This is a genomic window from Pseudomonas saxonica (genome assembly GCF_007858365.1).
In the GTDB taxonomy this organism is placed as follows: domain Bacteria; phylum Pseudomonadota; class Gammaproteobacteria; order Pseudomonadales; family Pseudomonadaceae; genus Aquipseudomonas; species Aquipseudomonas saxonica.
In genome coordinates this window covers 136,792-161,317 of record NZ_VFIO01000003.1, presented here as the reverse complement: position 1 = coordinate 161,317, position 24,526 = coordinate 136,792, and the positions used below count along the sequence as shown (strand labels likewise).

Sequence of the window (24,526 nt, the reverse complement as noted above, 5' to 3'; positions counted from 1 at the left end):
GGGGGCAAGTGTGCCTCAGACTTTAAGTGCCTGCATGTCGATTTGCACAAATAATCGGCATGGGTTCACAGGGTGAATCAAGGGGTGACCTTGTCCTCAAGTCTCGAATGATGGGGTTTCGTACGAGACTTTTGAACTTTTCTGATCGCCAAGGGTTCCATAGAGGGTTGTCCTTCATGGAGGAAAACAGCGCCGCAGTGCAGCTAGGTTTGTGTTTTGACCCGGATGCACACGCTGGCGACAAGATTATCGACGCAGCCGGGCAGGCCCGAGCTGCGTTTTTCGTGCGTGCCAAATTCGAGTGCGCAGGAAACTTGCCAAGGGGGAGAGAACTTTTGTGTAAAGCCCGAGTCTATGTTTGCAAGCCTGATCAATTAGCAAAGCAATCTTCCTCTCGGTCTTATGAGGAGTATTCATGCTAACCCAGGAAGAGGATCAGCAACTGGTCGAACGCGTACAGCGCGGCGACAAGCGAGCTTTTGATCTGCTCGTGTTGAAGTATCAACACAAAATTCTCGGGTTGATCGTGCGTTTCGTGCACGACACCCATGAAGCCCAGGATGTCGCCCAGGAAGCTTTCATCAAAGCTTACCGGGCACTTGGTAATTTTCGCGGTGACAGTGCCTTTTACACATGGCTCTATCGCATCGCCATCAACACGGCGAAAAACTACCTGGTGTCACGCGGTCGTCGTCCACCCGATAGTGATGTGAGTTCTGAAGACGCTGAATTTTATGATGGGGATCACGGTCTCAAGGATCTGGAGTCGCCGGAGCGCGCTTTGCTTCGTGACGAGATTGAGGGCACGGTCCACCGCACCATTCAGCAACTGCCAGAAGATTTGAGAACCGCGTTAACTTTACGTGAGTTTGATGGTCTGAGTTACGAGGACATTGCGAGCGTCATGCAATGCCCGGTGGGTACCGTGCGCTCCCGGATTTTCCGCGCTCGGGAAGCCATTGATAAAGCCCTGCAACCGTTGTTGCAGGAAAACTGAGACAGCGGCGACAGCCAAGAGAGGAACCGCAATGAGTCGTGAAGCCCTGCAGGAATCGCTGTCCGCGGTGATGGATAACGAAGCGGACGAACTGGAACTACGTCGGGTATTGAATGCCTTTGACGATACACAAACACGTGATACCTGGTCTCGTTACCAAGTGGCCCGTGCTGTGATGCACAAGGACCTGCTAATTCCGCGTCTGGACATCGCATCAGCCGTTTCGGCCGCTTTGGCTGAAGAGCAAACCCCTGCCAAGGTTGTACGTGGTCCGTGGCGCAGCATTGGCCGTCTGGCCGTCGCTGCTTCGGTCACAGTGGCCGTGTTGGCGGGTGTACGCCTGTACAACCAGGACGACATCGTCGGTGCTCAACTTGCTCAGCAAGGCAGCCCGCAAAGCGTGATTACGCCGACTGTTAAAGGCCCGGCAGTATTGGCCAACTACAGTGAGAGCGCCGATCAGGGCACGGGCCCGATGGCCAATGGTGTGCTGCAAGGTCAGCCGGGTTGGCAAGATCAGCGTCTGCCGGGTTATCTGCGTCAGCACGCTCAGCAGGCCGCGATGAAGGACACCGAAAGTCCTCTGCCTTATGCACGTGCTGCAAGCCTGGATAACCGTTAAGGAACATGATGCGCGTTCTACCTCTGTTACCTCTTCTGCTCAGCGGCTGGTTTGCCGTACCTGCTCAGGCGAATGATGCCCAGGACTGGCTTAAACGTCTTGGGCAGGCTGAGCAGCTGCAAAGCTATCAAGGCACTTTCGTTTACGAGCGTAATGGTAGTTTTTCTACCCATGGCATTTGGCACAGCGTGCTGGATGGCAATACGCGGGAACGGTTGATGCAATTGGATGGCGCTACTCAGGAGGTAGTTCGCAGTGACGGACGCACCGATTGTGTCGGTGGCAAGACGATTTCCGGACTAGGCAAAGTCAGCGTTGCCGCGCCGCGCAAGTTTGATGCGCAAAAATTGATCAACTGGTATTCAGTGGCCAAGACGGGAGACTCACGGGTTGCCGGTCGGCCGGTTGAAGTGATTACCTTGACCCCGCGCGATCAGCATCGCTATGGGTTCGAACTTTATCTGGACAGCGAAACCGGTGTGACCCTCAAGTCCTTGCTGCTTAATGACAAAGGTCAGTTGCTGGAACGCTTTCAGTTCATCACGTTTGATCCTGCTGCGCCCAGCGAGAGTCAATTAAAGCCTACAGCGCGATGCCTTCCAGTGGTTGCATCAAACACCTCAGCGTCTGCGCCAAAATCATCCCAGGTTTGGCACTCGGACTGGCTGCCGCCCGGCTTTGAACTGGTCGCAAGTGCTGTTACACGTGATCCCCAGACTAAGTCAGAAGTCACTAACCTTCTGTATGACGATGGCTTGACCCGCTTCTCGGTCTTTCTTGAGCCGTTGCTTGGCGCTGCGGTTCCCGACAGCCGCTTGCAACTGGGTCCCACTGTTGCTGTTTCACGTCACCTGACCAGCCCGGACGGCGATATGATGGCGACTGTGGTAGGTGAAATTCCGATGGGCACCGCTGAGCGGATCGCGTTGTCAATGCGCTCAGGTGTTGTCACGCCTCAGGGTAAGCCCTAGGCGGTTCAGACATGGCAGGTGACAATTTCAGTTTGCCATTCTCTTATTATGAAGGTCAGAGTCCTGAAGGGCTTTGGCCTTGTTTGTTTTTCGGGGCCTGAAAAACGGTCTATGCTTTGACCTTGGTTTTTGGTGCCTGCCGCTTAACTTTGCTGCTAATAACGGGAGCTGTATATCGATGCCTCGATTGAAATCTTATTTACCCATTTTTGCAGCCGTACTGATGCTCGGGCAGGCAGTGCCAGCCTTTGCTGAAGCACAGCTACCTGACTTCACGCAGCTGGTCGAGCAAGCCTCGCCGGCAGTGGTGAACATCAGTACTACGCAAAAATTGCCGGATCGTCGAATTTCCAGCATGGGCCAAATGCCTGACCTGGAAGGTCTGCCACCAGGTCTCCGTGATTTCTTTGAGCGCAGCATCCCGCAACCGCGAGGCGGGCAGGGCGGACGACAGCGTGAGGCTCAGTCGTTGGGGTCAGGTTTTATCATCTCGCCAGATGGTTACATTCTGACCAACAACCATGTGGTGGCCGATGCCGATGAAATCATCGTGCGCCTGTCCGATCGCAGTGAAATGAAAGCCAAGGTTATCGGCACCGATCCGCGCTCCGATGTGGCCTTATTGAAAATCGATGGCAAAAATTTGCCTGTCTTGAAACTGGGCAAATCTCTGGACCTCAAGGCGGGTCAATGGGTGGTGGCGATCGGATCTCCGTTCGGTTTTGACCACACGGTGACCCAAGGGATTATCAGTGCAATCAATCGCAGCTTGCCGAATGAAAGCTACGTGCCATTTATCCAGACAGATGTGCCAATCAATCCGGGGAACTCGGGCGGGCCTCTATTCAATCTGGCGGGCGAAGTGGTCGGCATCAACTCGCAAATCTACACCCGTTCCGGTGGGTTTATGGGGGTGTCTTTCGCGATTCCTATCGACGTCGCGATGGATGTTGCCAACCAGCTGAAGGCCGGTGGCAAGGTTAGCCGTGGCTGGTTGGGCGTGGTCATTCAAGAGGTCAACAAGGATCTGGCCGAGTCGTTCGGTCTGGAAAAACCAGCCGGTGCGCTGGTGGCTCAGGTGCTTGAGGACGGCCCTGCCGCTAAAGGTGGTCTGCAAGTGGGTGACGTGATTCTAAGCATGAATGGTCAGCCAATCATTATGTCTGCTGACCTGCCGCATCTGGTCGGTGCACTCAAGGCGGGCAGCAAAGCAAGCCTGGAAGTTGTCCGTGACGGCAAGCGCAAAACCCTGGACCTGACCGTGGGTGCTATCCCCGACGAAGGCAAGGAAATGAACGCTGTCACCGGCGCCGAGCAAAGCAGCAACCGTCTGGGCGTGTCTGTGGCGGACTTGAGCGAAGAGCAGAAGAAAGCTAACGACATCAAGGGCGGCGTCATCATCAAGGATGTTCAGGACGGTCCAGCGGCCTTGATCGGTCTGCAACCGGGCGATGTGATCACTCATTTGAACAACCAGGCAATCAACAATGCCAAGGAGTTCGCTGACATTGCCAAGGCATTGCCGAAGAATCGTTCGGTGTCGATGCGGGTTCTGCGTCAGGGACGTGCCAGCTTTATTACCTTCAAGCTGGCCGAATAGTTGATGCTCATGCGTAACCCTTATCGGATGCCTTAGGCTGCGCAAATAAAAGCCCGTATCGAGAGATGCGGGCTTTTTTGTGTGCTCTATTTTTTCGGCTTGGGAATGCGCACCAACTGAGTGCTGGAATACAGGTCATGCCAAGTGCGCTTTTGTCTGTCAAACAGCGACCAGAAAAACCCCAGCCCTAAACACAGCCATGAGCCAATCGATACGATAAACCGCAGCAAAGCTTGCCACAGGCTAATGGCGGTGCCGTCGGCATTCTGAACCCGCACGCCCCACACCTGCATGCCCAGGGTTTGCCCTGAGTGAGTCCAGAACTTGGCGAAGAAAGCGAACAGAACAAAAAATAAAATCGTAGAGAGCAACGGGTCGCCATCCAAGGCACCGGATTCTGACAGTGCCCGCATTTTGGCTTCGCCGATAAAGCCCATCATGACCAGCTTATAAATAAAGGTGGTGACGATCAGCAAGGCCGTACACAGCAAAGAGTCATAGAAGATGGCTGCCAAGCGACGCCCCAGACCGACGGCAGGAAACTCGCCTTGGGGGCTAAGCGGTGGATTTGACATGGCAGGCTCTCTGTAAGGTAAAAATCAATCTTACAAAATTGCGCCCATAAAAAAGCCTCTGATATCAGTATCAGAGGCTTTTGTGCAGCAGAAAATTAACCTTCGGCTTGCACTTCGTCAGCTTGCAGGCCTTTTTGGCCCTGAACCGAGATGAAGGTAACTTTCTGACCTTCTTTCAGGCTTTTGAAACCATTGCCCTGAATGGCTCGAAAGTGCACAAACAAATCGGGACCGTTTTCAGGGGTGATAAAACCAAAACCTTTCTCGTCGTTGAACCACTTGACGGTACCGCTTTGACGTTGGGACATTTCTTAATTCCTTGACACTAACAATTGATGGCAGCCTCTTCGCGTGGAAGAGGATCGGTGCTGGGTTGCAGGAAGTAAGAGACGTAGAGCGGGTTGTAGCAAACAATGAAGCTACTGCCCAGGTCACGGTTCCAGCGACCCATGCAAACACAGTAAGCAAACTCTACGAAAATGAAATTAAAAAAACAACCCTCTAATCGAAGTGCAGTGAGTTCTGTTTGTTATGGTTGAGTCCTGTTTAATAAACAGAACATATTAATAGTCGTGTTCAATTGAATGAATGTTTTAAGTCAATTTTTTACTATCGTTATCCGATATTGATATATCGCAGTTGCAGGCACTTGTGCAGGGCCTGCAACTGTTAAGGCCGCGTTTAACCTCTGTAATAGCGCTGCGGCACAAACGGCATTTTCGCCACTTTCATCGGCACTCGTTTACCCCGCACGATGGCCCAGACTTCGGAGTCCAATGGGGTAAACGCGGTGTTCACATAACCCATCGCCAAAGGCGCACCCAGCGTAGGGCCAAAGCCGCCGCTACAGACCGTGCCGATAGACGTACCGTTAGCATCGACAATCTCTGCACCTTCACGTACCGGGGTGCGTTCTTGTGGCAGCAAACCCACGCGTTTGCGCGTCACGCCCTGTTGCTGTTGGGTGAAAATCTGTTCTGCGCCCGGGAAACCTCCGGCACGCGTGCCATCGCTACGGCGCGCCTTTGAAATCGCCCACAGCAAGCTTGCTTCAATCGGCGTGGTTCCTTGATTCATATCGTGCCCATACAGGCACAGCCCGGCCTCCAGGCGCAGCGAATCCCGGGCTCCCAGACCTATCGCCTGAACCTCGGGCTCTGCCAGCAGGCGGCGAGCAAGCGCTTCAGCGTGTTCGGCCGGGACGGAAATTTCAAAGCCGTCTTCGCCGGTATACCCTGAGCGGCTGACATAACACGGCACACCTTGCAGCGTGACCGGGGCAAATTGCATAAAGGTCATGCGGGCCACTTCAGGCGCCAGCCGTTCCAGCACAGTCACAGCCTGCGGGCCCTGCAGGGCAAGCAGAGCGCGCTCTTCGAACAACGGTTCGATCGTGCAATAGGCGCTCAAGTGTTTGCGCAGATGCGCCAGATCCTGTTCTTTGCACGCCGCGTTGACCACTAGAAACAGTTGATCATCACCCAGGTTGGCAACCATCAAGTCGTCCAGAATGCCGCCTTTTTCGTTGGTAAACATGGCATAGCGCTGCATGCCCACTGGCAAGTCGATAATGTCCACCGGCACCAGAGCTTCCAGGGCCTGGGCAGCATTAGCACCGGTCAGGCGAATTTGACCCATGTGCGATACGTCAAACAGCCCGGCATGCTCACGGGTGTGTTGATGCTCTTTCATTACACCCAGTGGGTATTGCACGGGCATGTCATAACCGGCAAAGGGCACCATGCGGGCGCCGAGCTCAATGTGCAGTGTGTGCAGAGGGGTTTTAAGCAGTTGTTCGGTGGACATTCGAGACTCCTTGAAAATCAGCACTCAATAATGTTGACAGCCAGACCGCCGCGAGCGGTCTCTTTGTATTTGCTTTTCATGTCGGCGCCCGTCTGGCGCATGGTGCGGATCACTTTGTCCAATGACACAAAGTGCTGACCGTCGCCTCGCAAAGCCATGCGCACGGCGTTGATGGCCTTGACCGAACCCATGGCGTTACGCTCAATGCAGGGCACTTGCACTAATCCGCCAATCGGGTCGCATGTCAGGCCAAGGTTGTGCTCCATGCCGATCTCGGCTGCGTTTTCAACTTGCTGAACGCTTCCGCCCAGCACTTCACACAAGGCCCCGGCAGCCATCGAGCAAGCCACCCCAACCTCGCCTTGGCAGCCAACTTCGGCCCCTGAGATCGAGGCGTTTTCCTTGTATAAAATGCCAATGGCAGCGGCCGTGAGCATAAAGCGCACCACGCCGTCTTCATTGGCACCGCCAATAAAGCGCATGTAGTAATGCAACACAGCGGGAATGATCCCGGCCGCGCCGTTAGTGGGGGCAGTCACTACGCGCCCGCCGTTGGCGTTTTCTTCATTGACCGCCAGTGCATACAGGTTCACCCAGTCGAGCACCGAAAGCGCATCGCGCAACGCGGCTTCGGGGTTACTGCACAATTGACGGTGCAGGGCGGCGGCCCGTCGTTTGACCTTCAAGCCTCCGGGCAAAATGCCTTCGTTGCGACAGCCTGCGCTGACGCAGTCCTGCATGACTTGCCAAATGTTGAGCAGACCCCTGCGAGTTTCGGCTTCCGGGCGCCATGCGCTTTCATTGGCCATCATCACCTGACTGATCGACAGACCGTGGGTGACGCAATGGCGCAGCAGGTCTTTAGCGGTCTTGAACGGGTACTTCAGCTCGGTGCTGTCCTCGACGATGCGATCAGCGCCCGCCGCGCCTTCATCGACTACGAAGCCACCGCCTATGGAGTAATATTCGCGGCTGCGAATTTGAATGCCGGCGGCGTCCAGAGCGCGGAAAATCATCCCGTTAGGGTGATAGGGCAGGGGTTTGCGAATCATCGCCAGATGCGACTTTTCATTGAAATCGATGGGGTGTTCGCCCAGCAGGTTCAAGCGCCCGCTGCTGCGGATCGTGGCCAGACGTTCGGCCACGGTGTCAGTGTTAACGGTGTCCGGGTGTTCGCCCTCCAGGCCCAGCAATATGGCTTTGTCGCTGCCATGACCTTTGCCGGTAGCGCCCAGTGAGCCATACAGCTCCACTTTTACGCAGGCGGTATTTGGCAGTAGCTCATCGCGGCGCAACCCTTCGACAAAGCGCGCGGCTGCGCGCATGGGGCCGACGGTATGGGAGCTGGAAGGGCCGATGCCAATCTTGAACAGGTCGAACACGCTTAACGACATAGGGTTCTCCGGTTTCTTATTAGGGACAGGTGAAAAGGTGTAGCCGCTGCCGCAGGCTGCGATGGACTGCGAAGCTGGCCCCCGCTTCTAAACGTGCAAGCGAAGGCCCTTCAGTCCTTATCGCAGCCTGCGACAGCGGCTACGGGGTGCTTATGCCTCTTGGTAGCTTTCGATCGACGGGCAGGCACAGACCAGATTGCGATCGCCGAAGACGTTGTCGACCCGGCCAACCGGCGGCCAGTATTTACCTTCGATCAAGGACGCTACCGGGTACACAGCCTGCTCGCGGCTGTACGGATGAGTCCATTCGCCAACCATTTCAGCTGCGGTGTGCGGAGCGTTTTTCAGCGGGTTGTCGTCTTTGTCCAGCGTGCCGTTTTCGACCGCGCGAATCTCGTCGCGGATGCGGATCATCGCTTCGCAGAAGCGATCCAGTTCTTCTTTGGATTCACTTTCGGTTGGCTCAATCATCAGCGTACCGGCCACCGGGAACGACATGGTCGGGGCGTGGAAGCCAAAGTCGATGAGGCGCTTGGCCACGTCGTCGACACTGATGCCGCTGCTGTCCTTGAGCGGGCGCAGGTCCAGAATGCATTCGTGCGCCACCAGGCCATTGCTGCCCGAGTACAGCACCGGGTAGTGCTCTTCAAGGCGGCGGGCAATGTAGTTGGCGTTGAGGATGGCCAGTTGCGATGCACGCTTGAGGCCTTCGCCGCCCATCATGCGGATGTACATCCAGGTGATCGGCAAAATGCTCGCGCTGCCAAAAGGCGCTGCGCAGACTGCACCCTCTTTGCGTTCCATCGTGCCATGCCCCGGCAGGAAGGGAGTCAGGTGCGATTTGACGCCAATCGGGCCAACACCCGGGCCACCACCGCCGTGGGGAATGCAGAAGGTTTTGTGCAGATTGAGGTGGGACACATCACCGCCGAACTTGCCCGGCGCGCACAAACCGACCATTGCGTTCATGTTGGCGCCGTCGATGTACACCTGACCGCCGTTGTCATGAATGATGCCGCAGATTTCGCGGATGCCTTCTTCGAACACGCCGTGGGTGGACGGGTAGGTGATCATCAGCGCTGCGAGATGATCACGATGCTCAAGGGCTTTGGCGCGCAGGTCTTCAATGTCGACGTTGCCGCGTGCGTCACACGCGGTGACTACGACCCGCATGCCGGCCATGTTGGCGGTGGCCGGATTGGTGCCGTGGGCCGAAGACGGAATCAGGCAGATGTCGCGGCGCTCATCGCCACGGCTCTGGTGATAGGCTCGAATCGCCAGCAGGCCCGCGTATTCGCCCTGAGAACCGGCGTTCGGTTGCAGTGAAATGGCGTCATACCCAGTGGCCGCGCAGAGCATGGCTTCCAGTTCAGTGGTCAGCTGCTGGTAGCCCAGGCTTTGTTCAGCAGGCGCAAATGGGTGCAGGTTGCCAAACTCGGCCCAGGTCACCGGGATCATTTCGCTGGCAGCATTGAGTTTCATGGTGCACGAACCCAGCGGAATCATTGTGCGATCCAGTGCCAGGTCCTTGTCAGCCAAACGACGCAGGTAGCGCATCAGCTCGGTTTCGGAGTGATAGCGGTTAAATACCGGGTGGCTGAGGATCGGTGACTGACGCATCAGCGCTGCTGGCAAGGTGCCAACTACGCTAGCCGCCAGTGCGTCGAAGTCAGGCAGGGCCTGGCCATCGGCGGCGAACAAGCCCCACAGGGCAATCACATCGGATTCGCTGCTGGTTTCATCCAGTGACAGGCCAAGACGCTGATCGCTGATAACGCGCAGGTTGATGTTCTGTGTCAGGGCTTTGGCGTGCAGCGCGGCGGTATTTGCGCCAGTGTTGAGCGTCAGGGTGTCGAAGAAGTTCGCTGTCTCGACTTTCAGGCCCAAATCGATCAGGCCTTTGGCCAGAATGGCAGTCAGTTGGTGAGTGCGCTGAGCGATTTGGGTCAGGCCCGCCGGGCCGTGATACACGGCGTACATGCTGGCGATATTGGCCAGCAGCACTTGTGCGGTGCAGATGTTACTCGTGGCCTTTTCACGGCGGATATGTTGCTCGCGGGTTTGCATCGCCAAACGCAGCGCCGGCTTGCCATGACGGTCAACCGACACACCGACCAGACGTCCCGGCATGTCGCGCTTGAACGCGTCGCGGGTTGCGAAGTAGGCCGCATGCGGGCCACCAAAGCCCAGTGGTACACCAAAACGCTGAGCGCTGCCGATGGCCACGTCCGCGCCGAACTCTCCCGGCGGCGTCAACAGGGTCAATGCCAGCAGGTCTGCCGCAACGGCAACCAGTGCATTGGCGGCGTGAAAGCGCTCTACCAACTCGCGGTAATCGAATACATCGCCGTTGCTCGCGGGGTATTGCAGCAGCGCGCCGAAGAAGGTCGATACGTCACTCAGTTCACGTTCATCCGCAACGACCACTTCAATGCCCAATGGCTCGGCCCGCGTGCGCAGCACGTCGAGGGTTTGCGGGTGGCAGTGGCTGGAAGCAAAGAACTGATGGCTGGTTTTGTTCTTGCTCAGACGTTTGCAGAAGGTCATCGCTTCGGCAGCCGCGGTGGCTTCATCAAGCAACGAGGCATTGGCGATAGGCAAGCCGCTGAGGTCGCTGATCAACGTTTGGAAGTTGAGCAGGGCTTCGAGTCGGCCTTGGGATATTTCTGGTTGATACGGCGTGTAGGCGGTGTACCAGGCCGGGTTTTCCAGCAGGTTGCGCAGGATCGGCGAGGGCGTGTGGCAGTTGTAATAGCCTTGGCCGATATAGGTTTTACACAGTTGGTTTTTCGTCGCTATGGCTTTGATCGAGGCCAGGGCATCGGCTTCGCTCTGGCCAGCGGGCAGGTCGAGCACGCTGGTGCCCTTGATGCTGTCCGGGATGACGCTGGCGCTGAGCGCTTCCAGAGAGTCAAAACCGAGGGTGGCGAGCATCGCCTGCTCATCGGCGTGACGCGGGCCAATGTGGCGAGCGATAAATTCGTTGGCAGTGCTGAGATTGATGGTCATGACGGCTCCTCAGGCTTGGGCGTTGGCTTTGATCAGGCGGTCATACGCATCTTGATCCAGCAGTTTGCTGACGGCGCTGGCATCGGTGGGCTGGAAGCGGAAGAACCAGCCTTCACCCAGCGGGTCTTCGTTAACCAGTTCAGGGCTGTCATCCAGTGCCGGGTTCACTTCGAGCACTTTGCCGTCCAGGGGCATGTAAACACCGCTGGCCGCTTTTACCGACTCGACCGTGGCGGCTTCTGCGCCCTTGTCGTAGACCTGCAACTCAGGGAGTTGCACAAACACCACATCGCCCAGAGCGTTTTGCGCAAATGCAGTAATGCCTACGGTGATGCTGCCGTCAGCTTCGGCGCGCAGCCATTCGTGGTCTTCAGTAAAACGCAATTCGCTCATGCAAACTCCTCAGGGCCAGACACGTCTGGTGGTCACAGTTAATGCTCGCGCAGGTCGAGCTTATTGAGGAGATGAATGCAAGATGGTTGCCAATTTGAAAATATCGTTATTTATCAATGGCTTAATTAATTTTTAGAGGCTTGGCTGGTGAGTCGGCTGTAGCGAAATCGCTACAGATACCGGGTTGGAAAAAAATCTATGCGGATCAAAGCCTTGCACTGTTGAGCTTGTAACCGAGTGTATCGAAATCGCTCCACTGGAGCGAAAACGATACAGTTGCACCTCAAGACTTGCCGGGGATGCCGTACTTGCGCAGTCGGTGCGCAATGGCGGTGTGCGATGTTTGCAGGCGGCTGGCCAATTGCCGAGTCGAGGGGTAGCTGACATAAAGTGTTGTCAGCAAGGCTTTTTCGAAGGCTTCTACAGCGCCTTCGAGGGTTTCAATTTCGCCGTCACTTTGGCGTGCAACGGAGGTTCCGGCGATGTCCAGGTCACCAATGTCGACCAGCGTGCTTTCGCAGATGGCGGCGGCGCGGAAGATGACATTCTGCAATTGCCGCACGTTGCCGGGCCAGGGGTTGCTTAGCAACGCCGGGTAGGTGCCTGGCGCAAGGCGGCACACCGGACGCTGTATTTGCGTGCAGGCCTGCTGCATGAACGTACGCGCCAGCAGCAGAATGTCCTGACCGCGCTCACGCAGGGGCGGTACGGCGATGTTGAGTACATTCAGCCGGTAGAACAGATCCTCGCGAAAGGTGCCCTCGCTGACCATTTTGTCGAGGTCGCGGTGGGTGGCGCTGAGGATGCGTACATTGACCTTGACCTCGCGCTCGCCACCGACCCGGCGAAAGCTGCCGTCGTTTAAGAAGCGCAGCAATTTGGCTTGCAGGTACGGTGACATTTCGGCGATTTCATCAAGAAACACTGTGCCGTGGTTGGCCAATTCCATCAGTCCCGGTTTGCCCCCGCGTTGGGCGCCGGTAAAGGCACCGGGGGCATAGCCGAACAGTTCGCTTTCGGCGAGGTTCTCGGGCAGCGCTGCACAGTTCAAGGCCAGAAAGGGTGCATTGAAACGATCACTGATGGCATGGCAGGCGCGGGCCACCAGTTCTTTGCCGGTGCCGGTTTCGCCCTGAATCAATAGCGGTGCATCCAGCACGGCCACGCGTTGAGCGCGGGCCTTGAGGGTGCGGATAGCCGGTGAGTCGCCCAGCAGGGCGTCAAAGCCTTCGGCATGATCGTGATGCAGGGCCGCCAGTCGCTCACCAATACGGCTGGGCTGGTACAGCGTGAGCAAGGCGCCTGCATCGGTGATCGGCGTTGCGTCGAGCATCAGCGGGTGACCATTGAGCGTGACTTCGCGCAGGGGAAGACGAAAGCCGTTGCTCAGCAACACATCAAGCAAGCCGGGGTCGCTGAACAGTTCACCGATACTTTCACCGGTCGGCTCATGCCCGTAAAGAGCCACAAGTGCAGGGTTGGCCAGCAGCACGTGGCCGTCACTGTCGAGCGCCAACACGGGGTCGGTCATGGCTGCCAGCAGCGCGTCGAGTTGCAGGTGGCGGCGTTGCCCCGGAAGTATGTCGACCACCGTGACAGCCTGTACGCCCTTGATGTTGAAGAGCGCATCGCGCAACTCATCGAGGACCCGCTGACTCAGGGTCGGGGCGTCGATGTAAACGTTGGGCGGAACCATTTCCACGGCATCCAGATTAAGGTTTCTGCCGCCGAGCAAGGCCAGGACTTCCTGGGTGATGCCGACACGGTCGATAAAACTGACATGGATGCGCATGAACGGTGATTACTTTTGGCCAGCAGGGTTGGCCAGTATGCCTTGGAGGGGGGGATAGGTGAAATGTGGCGGTTACTAACGTGCTGCTGACCCGCACAGGCCTTGACTTGTAGTCGCTGGCGAAGGCTGCAATCGAGCGCGAAGCGGTCGCAACATGCAATGCCACGGGTATCCGGTTGTTCGACGGCGTTGCCGCCGATTACAGCCTTGGTTCCTCGTCAGCGACTACCAGAGCAGTCGAGCATCCAACAGTTCAGTCGAGATGACTGAGATCAATAGGGTCACCCGGCTTGTGATTAAGCTGGGCCATCACATCCGCAAACATTTTGTCGTAGAAACCGTGCATCGCGCGGATGTCTGCAGTCTTTGGAATACCGTGTTTCACCGCAATCTGGAAGGCATCATGGGCAAAGTTGAAGGCCAGATCCTTGGGCAGGGTGAATGACTCTTTAAAGTCTTTGCCTTTGATTTGGCCGTGCATGTCGAATTGCATGGCTTTACCAACCTTGGGGTCTTGCACGACCTTGTAATCAATCTTGATGTCGTACCCGAAATCGCCAGGTTGCAACGGCTCTCGATGGATGTGCAAGTGACCGGGTTCGAACGAGGCCATAGAGGAACTCCTTGAGGCATGGGGTTAAAGGGCAGACCCTGCGGCCCGCCCTCTGGTTCAGAAGTAGGTGATGCCTGGCTTCTCGGTGCTGACCCGAGTGCCTGCTTTACCTTGAACGATTGCTTCAATATCCGCCAGTGCGCCAATGACTGCGGTATGGCCGGTTTTACGGGCAAATTCGCAGGCAGCTTCTACTTTAGGCCCCATCGAACCTGCCGCGAAGCCGAGTTTTTCCAGCTCGTCCGGGTGGGCATGGGAGATGCCTTTTTGTGTGGGTTTGCCCCAGTCGATAAACGCGGCGTTGACGTCTGTAGCGATTACCAGCAGGTCGCTTTTCAGCTCTTGAGCCAGCAGCGACGAGGCCAGGTCCTTGTCGATGACCGCTTCGATACCCTGAAGTTTGCCGTCCTCGGTGTACATGGTCGGAATGCCGCCACCCCCTGCACAAATCACGATGGTGCCTTTTTCCAGCAGCCATTTGATCGGGCGAATTTCGAAAATATGTTTGGGTTTCGGGCTGGGCACCACACGGCGGAATTTGTCGCCGTCCGGGGCAATGGTCCAGCCTTTTTCGGCCGCCAGACGCTTGGCTTCTTCTTCGCTGTACACCGGACCAATCGGCTTGGTGGGTTTTTGGAAGGCCGGATCTTTGGGATCGACTTCGGTCTGGGTCAGCAAGGTGGCGAAGGGCACTTCCTTGGGCAATACATTGCCCAGCTCCTGCTCGATCATGTAGCCAATCATGCCTTCGGTTTCAGCACCCAGCACATCCAGAGGATACGGCGCGACTTCTTTGTAGGAAGCGGCCTGCAAGGACAGCAGGCCCACTTGCGGGCCATTGCCGTGAGCCACCACCAGTTCGTTGCCGGGAACAATGCGGGCGATTTGTGTGGCGGCGGTGCGGATGTTTTCGCGTTGATTCTCAGCGGTCATGGGCTGACCGCGACGCAGTAGGGCGTTACCGCCCAGTGCTACGACGATACGCATAGATAATGTCCTTATTGAAAGGCAAATTGGAACAGCAGGAGCGGGCAGACCCGCTCCTGCGCTGAGGCTTAGATATCAGCCAGTGCTGCCACCAGAATGGCTTTGATGGTGTGCATGCGGTTTTCAGCTTGTTCAAAGGCAATGTTGATCGGGGATTCGAACACTTCCTCAGTCACTTCAATGCCGTCTTTAAGGTTCGGGTGATGCTCTGCCACATCTTTGCCGACCTTGGTTTCACAGTTGTGGAACGCAGGCAGGCAGTGCATGAATTTAACCCGTGGGTTTTCGGCCGCCTTGATGATGTTCGAGTTGACTTGGTACGGCAGCAGCAACTTGATGCGCTCGTTCCAGGCTTCAACCGGTTCGCCCATCGATACCCACACGTCGGTGTGGATAAAGTCGACGCCTTTTACCGCTGCTTTCGGGTCTTCTGTCAGGGTGATGCGTGCGCCGCTTTCTTTGGCGAATGCCTGGCACTCTTTTACAAACGACTCTTCAGGCCACAGGCTTTTTGGTGCGCCAATACGCACGTCCATGCCCAATTTCGCGCCGATCAGCAGCAACGAGTTACCCATGTTGTTTCGGGCATCGCCCAGGTACGCATAGCTGATGTCATGCAGTGGCTTGTCGCTGTGTTCGCGCATGGTCAGCACGTCAGCGATCATTTGTGTCGGGTGGAATTCAGCGGTCAGGCCGTTGAACACCGGTACACCGGCATACTTGGCCAGTTCTTCGACGATGGCTTGTTCAAAGCCGCGGTATTCGATGGCATCAAACATACGGCCCAGAACGCGGGCGGTGTCTTTCATGCTTTCTTTGTGACCGATTTGCGAAGAAACCGGGTCGATGTAGGTCACGTGTGCGCCCTGATCGTGGGCGGCAACTTCAAACGCGCAACGGGTACGCGTCGAGGTTTTTTCGAAGATCAAGGCAATGTTTTTGCCTTTGAGGTGTGGCTGTTCCGTGCCGGTGTACTTGGCGCGCTTCAGGTCGCGGGACAGGTCCAGCAAAAAGTGCAGCTCACGTTGAGTGTGGTGCATCAGACTCAGCAAGCTGCGGCCTTTCATGTTAAACGCCATGGTGATCTCCTTGGTTTTAAGTTAACCGGCTTGCGCCAGCCCTTTGTGAGGGCAGGCGCAAGCAATCAATAAATGAATTAATTAATAGTCGATTGGGTCGCGAATGATTGGGCAGGTCATGCAGTGACCGCCGCCACGGCCGCGTCCCAGTTCCGATGCACTAATAGTGATCACTTCCACACCGGCTTTGCGCAAGAGGGTGTTGGTGTAGGTGTTGCGGTCGTAGCCGATGACCACACCCGGTTCCAGTGCTACCACGTTGTTGCCGTCGTCCCACTGCTCACGTTCGGCGGCGAAGGCGTTACCGCCGGTTTCGACCACGCGAAGTTTTTTCAGGCCCAGTGCCTTGGCAACCACGTCAACGAAGCTGCCTTCTTCCTGGACGACTGCGATACCGCCGTTGCGGCTTTCGTCCGGATACAGGGAGAACGCAACGATCTGGTTCACGACTTCAGGGAAAATGGTGACCAGGTCGTGGTTGCAGAAGCTGAACACGGTGTCCAGGTGCATCGCCGCGCGAGATTTTGGCAAGCCCGCGACGATGACGCGTTCAACCGCTTTGTTTTGGAACAGGTTTTGCGCCAGTTGGCCAATGGCCTGACGCGAGGTGCGTTCGCCCATACCGATCAGCACCACACCTTTGCCGATTGGCATCACGTCTCCGCCTTCAAGGCTGGCGTTGCCGTGGTCAACAGTCGGGTCGCCGTACCAGATCTGGAAGTCGGCGTTGGTGAACTCAGGGTGGAACTTGTAAATCGCCGTGGTCAGCAGGGTTTCCTGACGACGGGCAGGCCAGTACATCGGGTTCAACGTCACGCCGCCATAAATCCAGCAGGTGGTGTCACGGGTGAACTGGGTGTTAGGCAGCGGCGGCAGGATAAAGCTGGTGTGGCCCAGTACGTCGCGGAACATCTGGATGGTCTTGCCACCAAAGCTGTCGGGCAGATCATCAGCCGACACGCCACCAATCAGGTATTCAGCTGCTTTGCGTGGCTCCAGACTTTTAAGCCAGGACTTGACCTCGTTGACCAGGCCCACACCCACTTGGTTTGGCGTTACCTTGTGCTCAAGAATCCAGTCCAGCGCTTCTGGAATGGCAACGATGTCGGTCAGCAGGTTGTGCATTTCCAGCACGTCGATACCGCGATCACGCATTTTGGTCACGAAATCGAAGTGGTCGCGCTTGGCCTGGTTGACCCACAGTACGTCATCAAACAGCAGTTCATCGCAGTTGCTGGGCGTCAGGCGCTGATGTGCCAGCCCAGGGGAGCAGACCATTACTTTGCGCAGCTTGCCGGCTTCGGAATGTACGCCGTACTTCACTTTTTCGGTGGTCATTACAGTCATCCTCCAAAGAACATAAACAGGTGTGTTACAGGGTCAGGAAGCCGTCGTAGAGCCCATAGGCCGCTATGAGGGCACCTATCACGACGGCGGCAAAAATAACTTTTTCGATGTTGGTGAAAACGGGTTGACCGCTTTCACGCTTGGCCTTGGCGAACAGGATGGCGCCTGGTGCGTACAGCAAGGCCGAGAGCAGCAGGTATTTCAGGCCACCGGCATAGATCAGCCAGATGGCATAGATCAACGCAATACCGCCGATGATCAGGTCTTTTTTGCGTTCGGCCAGGGCGTTCTCATAGGTCTCTGCGCGCACCGCCAGCAGGAAGCCGTAGGCTGCAGACCACAGGTATGGCACCAGGATCATCGAAGTCGCCAAGTAGATAAGCGACAGATAAGTACTGGCCGAGAACAGCGTGATGATCAGGAACAGCTGAACCATGGCGTTGGTCAGCCACAGGGCGTTGACCGGCACGTGGTTAGCGTTTTCTTTCTTCAGGAACGCCGGCATGGTGTGGTCTTTAGCGGCCGCGAACATGATTTCGGCGCACAGCAGCACCCACGACAGCAGCGCACCCAGCAGCGAGATGATCAAGCCCACACTGATCAGCACTGCGCCCCAGTGACCGACCACATGCTCAAGCACGGCCGCCATCGAAGGGTTCTGCAGTTTGGCCAGTTCAGGCTGAGTCATGATGCCTAGGGACAGTACGTTCACCAGCACCAGCAACAGCAGAACGATGATGAAGCCGATGACGGTGGCTTTACCCACATCGGAGCGTTTTTCTGCCCGAGAGGAGAAAATGCTCGCCCCTTCGATACCGATAAACACCCAGACCGTTACCAGCATCATGTTGCGGACCTGATTCATCACACTGCCCAGATCAGGGTTTTTAACGCCCCAGATGTCGCTGGTGAAGATGTCCAGTTTGAAGGCGAAGAAGGCGATCAGAATGAACAGCACCAGCGGCACGACTTTGGCAATCGTGGTCAACAGGTTGATGAACGCTGCTTCCTTGATACCGCGTAGCACCAGAAAGTGCACGGCCCAGAGCAGGATTGACGCGCCGATAATGGCTGCCGGCGTGTTGCCTTCGCCGAAGATCGGGAAAAAGTAGCCCAAGGTGCTGAACAGCAGCACGAAGTAGCCGACGTTACCCAGCCATGCGCTGATCCAGTAACCCCAAGCAGATGAGAAACCCATGTAATCGCCAAAACCGGCCTTGGCATAGGCGTACACACCGCCGTCAAGATCGGGTTTGCGATTGGCCAGGGTCTGGAACACAAAAGCCAGCGTCAACATGCCGACCGCGGTGATCGCCCAGCCGATAAGAATGGCGCCGACATCGGCACTGGCTGCCATGTTTTGTGGCAGCGAAAAGATACCGCCGCCAATCATTGAGCCGACTACCAGAGCAACCAATGCACCCAGTCGAAGTTTTCCAGGAGTATCAGACATTTGTAGTGACTCCAATCCAGGAGAGATAAGGTCTAAAAGATTAATCCGTTGTTTTTTAAGCCGGTTGACTTAGGTCAGGGCATTACGACATTCCATTGTCAGTCGAGCGAAGAGGGGGCAATCGATAGCGCGGTTTATTATCGACCACACTGAGAAAGCCTGATTCAGAGGCTTTCGTAGCGACAGTTGCGCTTTTAACTGCGGTGTTGTGGGTATTGAAGCTAGACAGTATTTTCAGATTTGCAAATGCACTGCTCATGTTTCATCTGCTTCGAAAAAATCTAAAAAGCCGCCTACATATGAATTGTTTTTTAGGTTTCAATAGATAATCTTGCGATTAAAAAATCGGGGTTATTACGCGGCGTATTAAACGAATCAGGCCCGCATATATTTAGTCAGTGAACGCCTGTAGCCTGCTAAACATTAAACATCAACTTAAACACAGAGGTGTCGATGGATCAGCAGACCCAGAAGCTTCGGCTCAATGCATTGATTGCATTGGTGGTCGGCTCAATGATTGGCGGCGGTATCTTTTCCTTGCCGCAAAATATCGCCGAGCACTCTGCTGGTGGTGCCGTACTGATCGGTTGGGCGATTACAGCGGTGGGGATGCTCGCATTGGCCTTTGTGTTCCAGACGCTGGCCAATCGCAAGCCGGAACTGGATTCAGGTGTTTACGCTTACGCCAAGGCCGGGTTTGGCGATTACATGGGGTTCTCATCCGCCTGGGGTTACTGGATCAGTGCCTGGATGGGTAACGTCGGTTACTTCGTGTTGCTGTTCAGCACCCTGGGGTTTTTCATCCCGGCATTTGGTCATGGCAACACCCCGCTGGCCATCGGCTGTGCATCGTTACTGCTGTGGGGGGTGCATTTTTTGGTGATGCGCGGCATTAAGGAGGCCGCCTTTATCAATCAGCTCACCACCATTGCCAAGCTGGTGCCCATCGTGATGTTTATCGTGCTGGCGGGGGTCGCCTTCAAAGCCGATATCTTCACGATGGATTTTTGGGGCGAACAGACCCCGGCGCTCGGCAGCGTCATGGATCAAGTGCGCAATATGATGCTCGTCACAGTGTTTGTGTTTATCGGTATCGAGGGGGCCAGCGTTTACTCGGGGCGGGCCGAGAGGCGTTCGGACGTGGGCAAGGCGACGGTGATCGGTTTTCTCGGGGTGTTGGCATTGCTGGTGATGGTCAGCGTGCTATCTCTGGGGATCATGACTCAACCTGAACTCGCCAAATTGCAAAACCCCTCGATGGCCGGAGTACTCAAGCATGTGGTGGGGGAGTGGGGCGCGATCCTGATCAGTATCGGGTTGGCCATTTCGCTGTTGGGGGCGTTGTTGTCCTGGGCGCTGCTGTGCGCTGAAATTCTCTTTGCCACGGCCAAGGACAAGACCATGCCGGCGTTCCTGAAAAAGGAAAACGCCAATCGTGTGCCGGTTAATGCCCTGTGGCTGACTAACGTGATGATTCAGGTATTTCTGCTGATTACACTGGTGTCTGCCGGAAATTACACCACGCTGATCTATCTGGCGTCATCGATGATATTGGTGCCGTATTTGTGGTCGGCTGCCTATTCAGTGCTGCTGTGCGTGCGCGGTGAGACCTACGAGCGGGCGAGTCGTCGCCGTATCAAGGATTTTCTGGTGGGCGCGGTGGCACTGATTTATGCCGTATGGCTGTTGTATGCAGCGGGGCCCAAATACCTGTTGCTGTCCGCGTTGTTATACGCGCCGGGGATCGTCTTTTTTGCCAAGGCCAAGCATGAACAAGGCCAGGTGCTGTTTAAACATTGGGAAAAAGTGATCTTTGCCGGGGTGGTGGTGGCCGCGCTGGTGGCGGCTTATGGGTTGTACAGCGGCGCGTTGACGTTGTAGGGCTGCCCCCTGTAGTCGCTGCCGCAGGCTGCGATAAGAACCGCCGGGCCTTGGCTCAGGCAGAATCGCGAGATCCGCTGCGCAGCCCATCGCAGCCTTCGGCAGCGGCTACAGGAGCGGGTGTGGGTAAACGCTCGGGGCGCGACCAGATCCACAGATTACCCAGACTCATGCCCGCAATGGCCAGAAATACCGGCCAGTTGTGATCAAGCACGTACAGCATCACCCCGGCGCACACCAGCATGCTGAGGGTGGCGCTGACTTTGGCTTTGCGCTGGATTATTTTGCCATTACGCCAGTTGCTCAGAATCGGGCCGAACAAACGGTGATTTTCAAGCCATGCGCTCAGGCGCGGGGAGCTTTTGGTCGCGGCCCACGCGGCAAGCAAAATAAATTCGGTGGTCGGCAGGCCAGGAATCACGATCGCGATCAGGCCAATGCCCAAACTTACATAAGCGAGCAAGCCGAACAGGATACGAGCGATTTTCGACGAGGATCGGGTTTGGCAGGTCATAAGCTCAGGACGTATAAAAAGTACACCCGGTCAGCGAGGGCTAACCGGGTTGCTAGCTTAAGCCAGTTCAGGTTGTTTCGCGTAGGTCTGTTCCAGCAAGAAGGTGAAACGACTGAAGGCATCGTTGGCTGCTTGCTCCAGCTCGGCATCTTCCTCAGGCGTGAGTTCGATGCTGTCGAGCATTTCGATGAAGCTCTTCCAGTTGCGGCCACGGCCTTCGGCGGGCTCGCCCATGTGGCGTGCTCCGTGGGTTTCGCTCAGGCCCAGCAGACGCGCCTGTTTGATCAATACACCGGCACCCAGTTTCGAGCCTTCTGAGACAAATACCCAGCCCAGCGCTTGCGCTTTGCTCGGGTTTTTCACAGCGCCCGGAACCGGGGCAGGCAGGTCGACACCCAGGTCATTCAGATCAGCCTTGATCTGCGACGCACGGCAACGCTCAGGCAGGTTCGGAATGTGTTGGGTCAGTCGTGGGTCTGTGTGCAGTGGCGCCAGTTCAGTCAGGAACAGATACTGCGCAGTCGCGAAATGGATGTAGTTTTCGAGACTGCCAAACGGGTCGCGCCCCATGACTTTTTCGCCCAGCGTGTCGTGAGTTTCACGGGTAGCGAGGGTCAGGCGCTTGGAACGCTCGGATGGACGCAGAGCTGAATCTGTTGTGGTCATGAAAATATCCTTTGAGGATGAAATGCGCTTTGTAACTAGACGAACAAGAAGACGCATCACAGTAAAAAATCCTCACTGCGTAGCGTTAATGTCTACGCAATGAGGCCCCTGGCTTAGATGTCCCAGACCAGATTGACCGAGAAGTTACGGCCTGGAGCCGTCAGGCGGTCCATGTTGGCCGGGTTCAGCACGCCCGCTTCACCGACGCTGTCATAGCCGCGCACGTCATCCCAGTTCCAGTACTTCTTGTCGGTCAGGTTGTACAGGCCCGCGTTGACGGTGACGTCCTTGGTCACTTTGTAGTAACCGCTCAGGTCGACGACGCCATAGCCCGGCGACTTGAATTGGGAGCTGGTGCCATCTGGCGAGAAGAAGGTGCTGTCGTCGACCTGGTCTTTGCGCTTCACCAATGTCCAGCTCACCAGCGCCCCATAGTTTTGTTGCTCGTAACCCAGGCCCATGACTGCTGTCAGCGGGTTGACGCTGTTGATCGGCTGACCGGTGTCGTTGTTGCGGCCGTGGGCATAGGCCACCGAGCCCCGCGTGTAGAGACCCTGAGGAGCACCGAACGCGTCCAGGTTCAGGCGGCCTTTGACTTCAGCCCCCTTGATGGTGGCGTGTTTGATGTTGTTGCTCTGGAAGGCAAGTTCGCTGTAACCGGGGGTGATAGCGTCTTCGTTTATGAAGTCGCGGTATTTGTTGTAGAAAATAGCCAGATCGAAGGTGCCAGCCTCAAATTTACCGCGCAGGCCAGTCTCGTAGCTTTTGCTTTTTTCCGGCTCAAGATTCGGGTTCGGTTCTACGGAGTAGCCCGCCTCAAGGTTTTCAAAGCGGCCATACAGCGCCTTGGCAGTTGGCGTGCGGAAGCCTTCGGCGTATTGGCCGTACCAGGTGTAGTTGTCGTTAAACTCGTACGTCACGCCAAACTTGGGCGACAGACGATGCCAGACTTTGTCGGCATCGCTCACCGGGTCTTTCTGGAGGGGGTTAACGGTGTTGAGGAACTCCTGAGTGATATGCGGAGTGAGCTTGGTGTAGTCGTAGCGCAAGCTCGGCATGAAGGTCCAGTTGTTCCAGCTGATTTGGTCTTGCGCGAACAGGCTGTAGGTGTTGATGGTCGGGTCCGGGAAGTCGCTGGACTTGACCAGATAGTCACTGGGGCTCGGGGCTCCTATCGCCGTGCAACCCCGACCCACAGCCAGGCATATGCCCGAGCCGCTGCGTGAGCCGGTGACTTTCTGGTGTTTGACGGTGGCACCGTAGGTCAACAAATGATCGGTGTCGCCAAGGTGGAAAGCCTTATCTGCCTGAGCGTCGAGCACCCACATTTTTTCTTCGTAGGTGGTAGTGCGCGAGCGCATCACGCGACGGGTGTAAGGGAAATAATCCTCCAGCGTGTCCTGATCGGTTTTAGCGACCTGATAGTTCAGGCTCCACTTGAAGTGATCAGCCACCGCGGTGTCGAGCACCATGCTGTTTTCCAGCCCGAAGCGTTCGCGGCTAATGGTGTCTTTACCCTCGCGCGAAAGGTACATGCCAAGAGGTTTGCCTGCGTTGAACGGCCCGCCGACAGCGCTTTTTTCATTGACCGAGACGCGGTCCTTGTACTTTTCGTAGGTAAACCCCAGACGGTCGTCTTCGTTGTAGTTCCAGCCTGCCTTGGCCAGCACGTTCGTGGTTTTGATGTCTTCCGGGTTGGCAGCGGTGCGGGACAAACCGGTACCGCCATGATCACCGTAGGATTCGGTTTCGTGACCTTCGCGCTGGCTCAGGTGCAGCAAACCGTCAAACTCACCAGAACGGCCCGCCACGGTGCCGGATTTCAGCCAGCTGCGATCGGCCGAGCTGTAGCCGGCCTTGAGGCGGGCGCCCACATCCTTGCCTGGCTTGATGATGTCATCCGGGTCGAGGGTGAAATAACTGACGGCGCCGCCAATGGCGTTACTGCCATACAGCGCTGAAGCCGGGCCACGCAGGATCTCAACGCGCTTGATGATTTCCGGGTCGACGTAGTTACGCTGAGTCTTGGCATAGGGGCCATTGAAGAACGAATTGGGAATTTCGACGCCATCGATCTGGGTCAGAATCCGGTCGCCGTCGATGCCTCGAATGTTGTAGTTGCTGATACCGCCGCGCTGACCGGCACCGCCTACTGACACACCTGGCTCATAGCGCACCAGATCCTTGATGTTATTGACGTTATCGCGGTCGAGCTCTTGGCGATCATGCACGGTGACTGTGCTGGGTACCGAGTTGACGTCCTGTTCCTGACGCGTCGCGCTGATGGTCACTTGTTGAAGGGCCAGCGTGCCGCTGTTGCCGCTGCGCTTTTCAAGCACGATGTTGTTGGCGCTCAGTTTGCGATAACCCAGGTTGGTGCCAATGAGCAAACGGTCCAGCGCTTTTTCGGGGGAGAGCGAGCCGTGTACACCTGGTGAGGACACATCCTGCGCCAGTTCGGCGGGTAGTCCCACCTGCCAGCCGGTGACGGCAGTAAAGTCATTCAGGGCGGAGGCGAGGGGCTGTTGAGAAATTGCAAACTTGTAATTGCCCACGGAGGTGCTGGCAGGCGGCGTATTGGTTGCGGCGATGGCCGGAACCGCTTGTACGCCGGCTAAAAGCACGGCGACGGTCAACAACGACAGCGTGTATTGCTGCAACCCGCCTGTGCGGGCGTTGGAGTTGGACCGGCTGTTGAAACGTGTGGGCATTGATAGCGCTCCGTGGTGAACGAATCTTATTAGTTGCGAAGCTGACTCAAAATGCGAATCAGTTGCATTGACTACTACGAGACGTATGACCTACGGCGATCGCGTAAAAAAATAGT

The 24,526-nt window shown here is 56.3% G+C and carries 20 protein-coding genes; 5 read left to right on the top strand and 15 right to left on the bottom strand.

The window, feature by feature from the left end; translation table 11 throughout:
- Window positions 1-415: 415 nt before the first annotated feature.
- The 4 genes from rpoE to FJD38_RS10430 all read left to right on the top strand — a co-directional run bounded on the left by rpoE (window position 416) and on the right by FJD38_RS10430 (window position 4,190).
- Window positions 416-997, top strand: coding sequence for an RNA polymerase sigma factor RpoE/AlgU (gene rpoE / locus FJD38_RS10445; protein WP_003172477.1), 582 nt, complete (start codon window positions 416-418; stop codon window positions 995-997).
- 31 nt (window positions 998-1,028) lie between these two features.
- Entirely contained in the window at window positions 1,029-1,619 is a 591-nt protein-coding gene (locus FJD38_RS10440) for a sigma-E factor negative regulatory protein (RefSeq protein ID WP_122781904.1), read from the top strand.
- A gap of 8 nt (window positions 1,620-1,627) precedes the next feature.
- Complete coding sequence (locus tag FJD38_RS10435; protein ID WP_146385239.1) at window positions 1,628-2,590, top strand: MucB/RseB C-terminal domain-containing protein; 963 nt, start codon at window positions 1,628-1,630, stop codon at window positions 2,588-2,590.
- Window positions 2,591-2,762: 172 nt separating this feature from the next.
- Window positions 2,763-4,190: a DegQ family serine endoprotease gene (locus FJD38_RS10430; protein WP_122781927.1), complete on the top strand. Its 1,428-nt coding sequence runs from the start codon at window positions 2,763-2,765 to the stop codon at window positions 4,188-4,190.
- Between the two features lie 86 nt (window positions 4,191-4,276).
- Here the strand turns inward: FJD38_RS10430 and FJD38_RS10425 are convergent, their stop codons facing one another.
- From FJD38_RS10425 to arcD (FJD38_RS10370), 12 genes are all read right to left on the bottom strand, one after another.
- Window positions 4,277-4,765, bottom strand: coding sequence for an RDD family protein (locus tag FJD38_RS10425; RefSeq protein WP_122781906.1), 489 nt, complete (start codon window positions 4,763-4,765; stop codon window positions 4,277-4,279).
- 95 nt (window positions 4,766-4,860) lie between these two features.
- A complete protein-coding gene (locus FJD38_RS10420) occupies window positions 4,861-5,073 on the bottom strand; it encodes a cold-shock protein (protein WP_122781907.1) in 213 nt (70 codons plus the stop codon).
- Window positions 5,074-5,446: 373 nt separating this feature from the next.
- The gene (gcvT, locus tag FJD38_RS10415) at window positions 5,447-6,571 is read right to left on the bottom strand and encodes a glycine cleavage system aminomethyltransferase GcvT (RefSeq protein ID WP_146385237.1); all 1,125 of its coding nucleotides are present in this window, start codon (window positions 6,569-6,571) and stop codon (window positions 5,447-5,449) included.
- 17 nt (window positions 6,572-6,588) lie between these two features.
- Window positions 6,589-7,965, bottom strand: coding sequence for an L-serine ammonia-lyase (locus tag FJD38_RS10410; RefSeq protein WP_146385235.1), 1,377 nt, complete (start codon window positions 7,963-7,965; stop codon window positions 6,589-6,591).
- A 150-nt stretch (window positions 7,966-8,115) separates the two neighbouring features.
- On the bottom strand, window positions 8,116-10,974 hold the full coding sequence (gene gcvP / locus FJD38_RS10405; protein WP_146385233.1) for an aminomethyl-transferring glycine dehydrogenase: 2,859 nt from the start codon (window positions 10,972-10,974) through the stop codon (window positions 8,116-8,118).
- Window positions 10,975-10,983: 9 nt separating this feature from the next.
- Window positions 10,984-11,367 (bottom strand): glycine cleavage system protein GcvH, encoded by a 384-nt coding sequence (gcvH, locus tag FJD38_RS10400; protein WP_122781911.1) that lies wholly within the window; start codon window positions 11,365-11,367, stop codon window positions 10,984-10,986.
- 283 nt (window positions 11,368-11,650) lie between these two features.
- Window positions 11,651-13,159: a sigma-54-dependent transcriptional regulator gene (locus FJD38_RS10395; RefSeq protein ID WP_122781912.1), complete on the bottom strand. Its 1,509-nt coding sequence runs from the start codon at window positions 13,157-13,159 to the stop codon at window positions 11,651-11,653.
- A gap of 253 nt (window positions 13,160-13,412) precedes the next feature.
- Complete coding sequence (locus tag FJD38_RS10390) at window positions 13,413-13,772, bottom strand: DUF5064 family protein (RefSeq protein ID WP_122781913.1); 360 nt, start codon at window positions 13,770-13,772, stop codon at window positions 13,413-13,415.
- 57 nt (window positions 13,773-13,829) lie between these two features.
- Entirely contained in the window at window positions 13,830-14,759 is a 930-nt protein-coding gene (gene arcC, locus FJD38_RS10385) for a carbamate kinase (RefSeq protein WP_122781914.1), read from the bottom strand.
- Window positions 14,760-14,827: 68 nt separating this feature from the next.
- Window positions 14,828-15,838 carry an ornithine carbamoyltransferase gene (locus tag FJD38_RS10380; RefSeq protein WP_122781915.1) on the bottom strand — a complete coding sequence of 337 codons (1,011 nt, stop codon included), beginning with the start codon at window positions 15,836-15,838 and terminating at the stop codon, window positions 14,828-14,830.
- An 81-nt stretch (window positions 15,839-15,919) separates the two neighbouring features.
- Window positions 15,920-17,176 (bottom strand): arginine deiminase, encoded by a 1,257-nt coding sequence (gene arcA / locus FJD38_RS10375; RefSeq protein ID WP_122781916.1) that lies wholly within the window; start codon window positions 17,174-17,176, stop codon window positions 15,920-15,922.
- Window positions 17,177-17,210: 34 nt separating this feature from the next.
- Window positions 17,211-18,638 (bottom strand): arginine-ornithine antiporter, encoded by a 1,428-nt coding sequence (gene arcD, locus FJD38_RS10370; protein WP_122781917.1) that lies wholly within the window; start codon window positions 18,636-18,638, stop codon window positions 17,211-17,213.
- A 453-nt stretch (window positions 18,639-19,091) separates the two neighbouring features.
- Here arcD (FJD38_RS10370) and arcD (FJD38_RS10365) point away from each other — a divergent pair, with 453 nt between their 5' ends.
- The gene (gene arcD / locus FJD38_RS10365; RefSeq protein WP_146385231.1) at window positions 19,092-20,519 is read left to right on the top strand and encodes an arginine-ornithine antiporter; all 1,428 of its coding nucleotides are present in this window, start codon (window positions 19,092-19,094) and stop codon (window positions 20,517-20,519) included.
- Window positions 20,520-20,574: 55 nt separating this feature from the next.
- Here the strand turns inward: arcD (FJD38_RS10365) and FJD38_RS10360 are convergent, their stop codons facing one another.
- The 3 genes from FJD38_RS10360 to FJD38_RS10350 form a co-directional block, all read right to left on the bottom strand.
- Window positions 20,575-21,033 (bottom strand): YbaN family protein, encoded by a 459-nt coding sequence (locus FJD38_RS10360; protein ID WP_146385229.1) that lies wholly within the window; start codon window positions 21,031-21,033, stop codon window positions 20,575-20,577.
- A 57-nt stretch (window positions 21,034-21,090) separates the two neighbouring features.
- Window positions 21,091-21,699 carry a biliverdin-producing heme oxygenase gene (locus FJD38_RS10355; protein WP_122781920.1) on the bottom strand — a complete coding sequence of 203 codons (609 nt, stop codon included), beginning with the start codon at window positions 21,697-21,699 and terminating at the stop codon, window positions 21,091-21,093.
- A 113-nt stretch (window positions 21,700-21,812) separates the two neighbouring features.
- On the bottom strand, window positions 21,813-24,410 hold the full coding sequence (locus FJD38_RS10350) for a TonB-dependent receptor (RefSeq protein ID WP_146385227.1): 2,598 nt from the start codon (window positions 24,408-24,410) through the stop codon (window positions 21,813-21,815).
- Window positions 24,411-24,526: the final 116 nt, after the last annotated feature.

Excerpts from the sequence above, each read along its gene's own strand:
- gcvH (WP_122781911.1), bottom strand. The coding sequence starts at position 11,367 with ATGAGCGAATTGCGTTTTACTGAAGACCACGAATGGCTGCGCGCCGAA.
- FJD38_RS10395 (WP_122781912.1), bottom strand. The coding sequence starts at position 13,159 with ATGCGCATCCATGTCAGTTTTATCGACCGTGTCGGCATCACCCAGGAA.
- rpoE (WP_003172477.1), top strand. The coding sequence starts at position 416 with ATGCTAACCCAGGAAGAGGATCAGCAACTGGTCGAACGCGTACAGCGC.
- FJD38_RS10360 (WP_146385229.1), bottom strand. The coding sequence starts at position 21,033 with ATGACCTGCCAAACCCGATCCTCGTCGAAAATCGCTCGTATCCTGTTC.
- FJD38_RS10410 (WP_146385235.1), bottom strand. The coding sequence starts at position 7,965 with ATGTCGTTAAGCGTGTTCGACCTGTTCAAGATTGGCATCGGCCCTTCC.
- gcvT (WP_146385237.1), bottom strand. The coding sequence starts at position 6,571 with ATGTCCACCGAACAACTGCTTAAAACCCCTCTGCACACACTGCACATT.
- FJD38_RS10440 (WP_122781904.1), top strand. The coding sequence starts at position 1,029 with ATGAGTCGTGAAGCCCTGCAGGAATCGCTGTCCGCGGTGATGGATAAC.
- gcvP (WP_146385233.1), bottom strand. The coding sequence starts at position 10,974 with ATGACCATCAATCTCAGCACTGCCAACGAATTTATCGCTCGCCACATT.
- FJD38_RS10425 (WP_122781906.1), bottom strand. The coding sequence starts at position 4,765 with ATGTCAAATCCACCGCTTAGCCCCCAAGGCGAGTTTCCTGCCGTCGGT.
- FJD38_RS10355 (WP_122781920.1), bottom strand. The coding sequence starts at position 21,699 with ATGACCACAACAGATTCAGCTCTGCGTCCATCCGAGCGTTCCAAGCGC.
- FJD38_RS10435 (WP_146385239.1), top strand. The coding sequence starts at position 1,628 with ATGCGCGTTCTACCTCTGTTACCTCTTCTGCTCAGCGGCTGGTTTGCC.
- FJD38_RS10390 (WP_122781913.1), bottom strand. The coding sequence starts at position 13,772 with ATGGCCTCGTTCGAACCCGGTCACTTGCACATCCATCGAGAGCCGTTG.
- arcC (WP_122781914.1), bottom strand. The coding sequence starts at position 14,759 with ATGCGTATCGTCGTAGCACTGGGCGGTAACGCCCTACTGCGTCGCGGT.
- FJD38_RS10350 (WP_146385227.1), bottom strand. The coding sequence starts at position 24,410 with ATGCCCACACGTTTCAACAGCCGGTCCAACTCCAACGCCCGCACAGGC.
- arcA (WP_122781916.1), bottom strand. The coding sequence starts at position 17,176 with ATGACCACCGAAAAAGTGAAGTACGGCGTACATTCCGAAGCCGGCAAG.
- arcD (WP_122781917.1), bottom strand. The coding sequence starts at position 18,638 with ATGTCTGATACTCCTGGAAAACTTCGACTGGGTGCATTGGTTGCTCTG.
- FJD38_RS10420 (WP_122781907.1), bottom strand. The coding sequence starts at position 5,073 with ATGTCCCAACGTCAAAGCGGTACCGTCAAGTGGTTCAACGACGAGAAA.
- arcD (WP_146385231.1), top strand. The coding sequence starts at position 19,092 with ATGGATCAGCAGACCCAGAAGCTTCGGCTCAATGCATTGATTGCATTG.
- FJD38_RS10380 (WP_122781915.1), bottom strand. The coding sequence starts at position 15,838 with ATGGCGTTTAACATGAAAGGCCGCAGCTTGCTGAGTCTGATGCACCAC.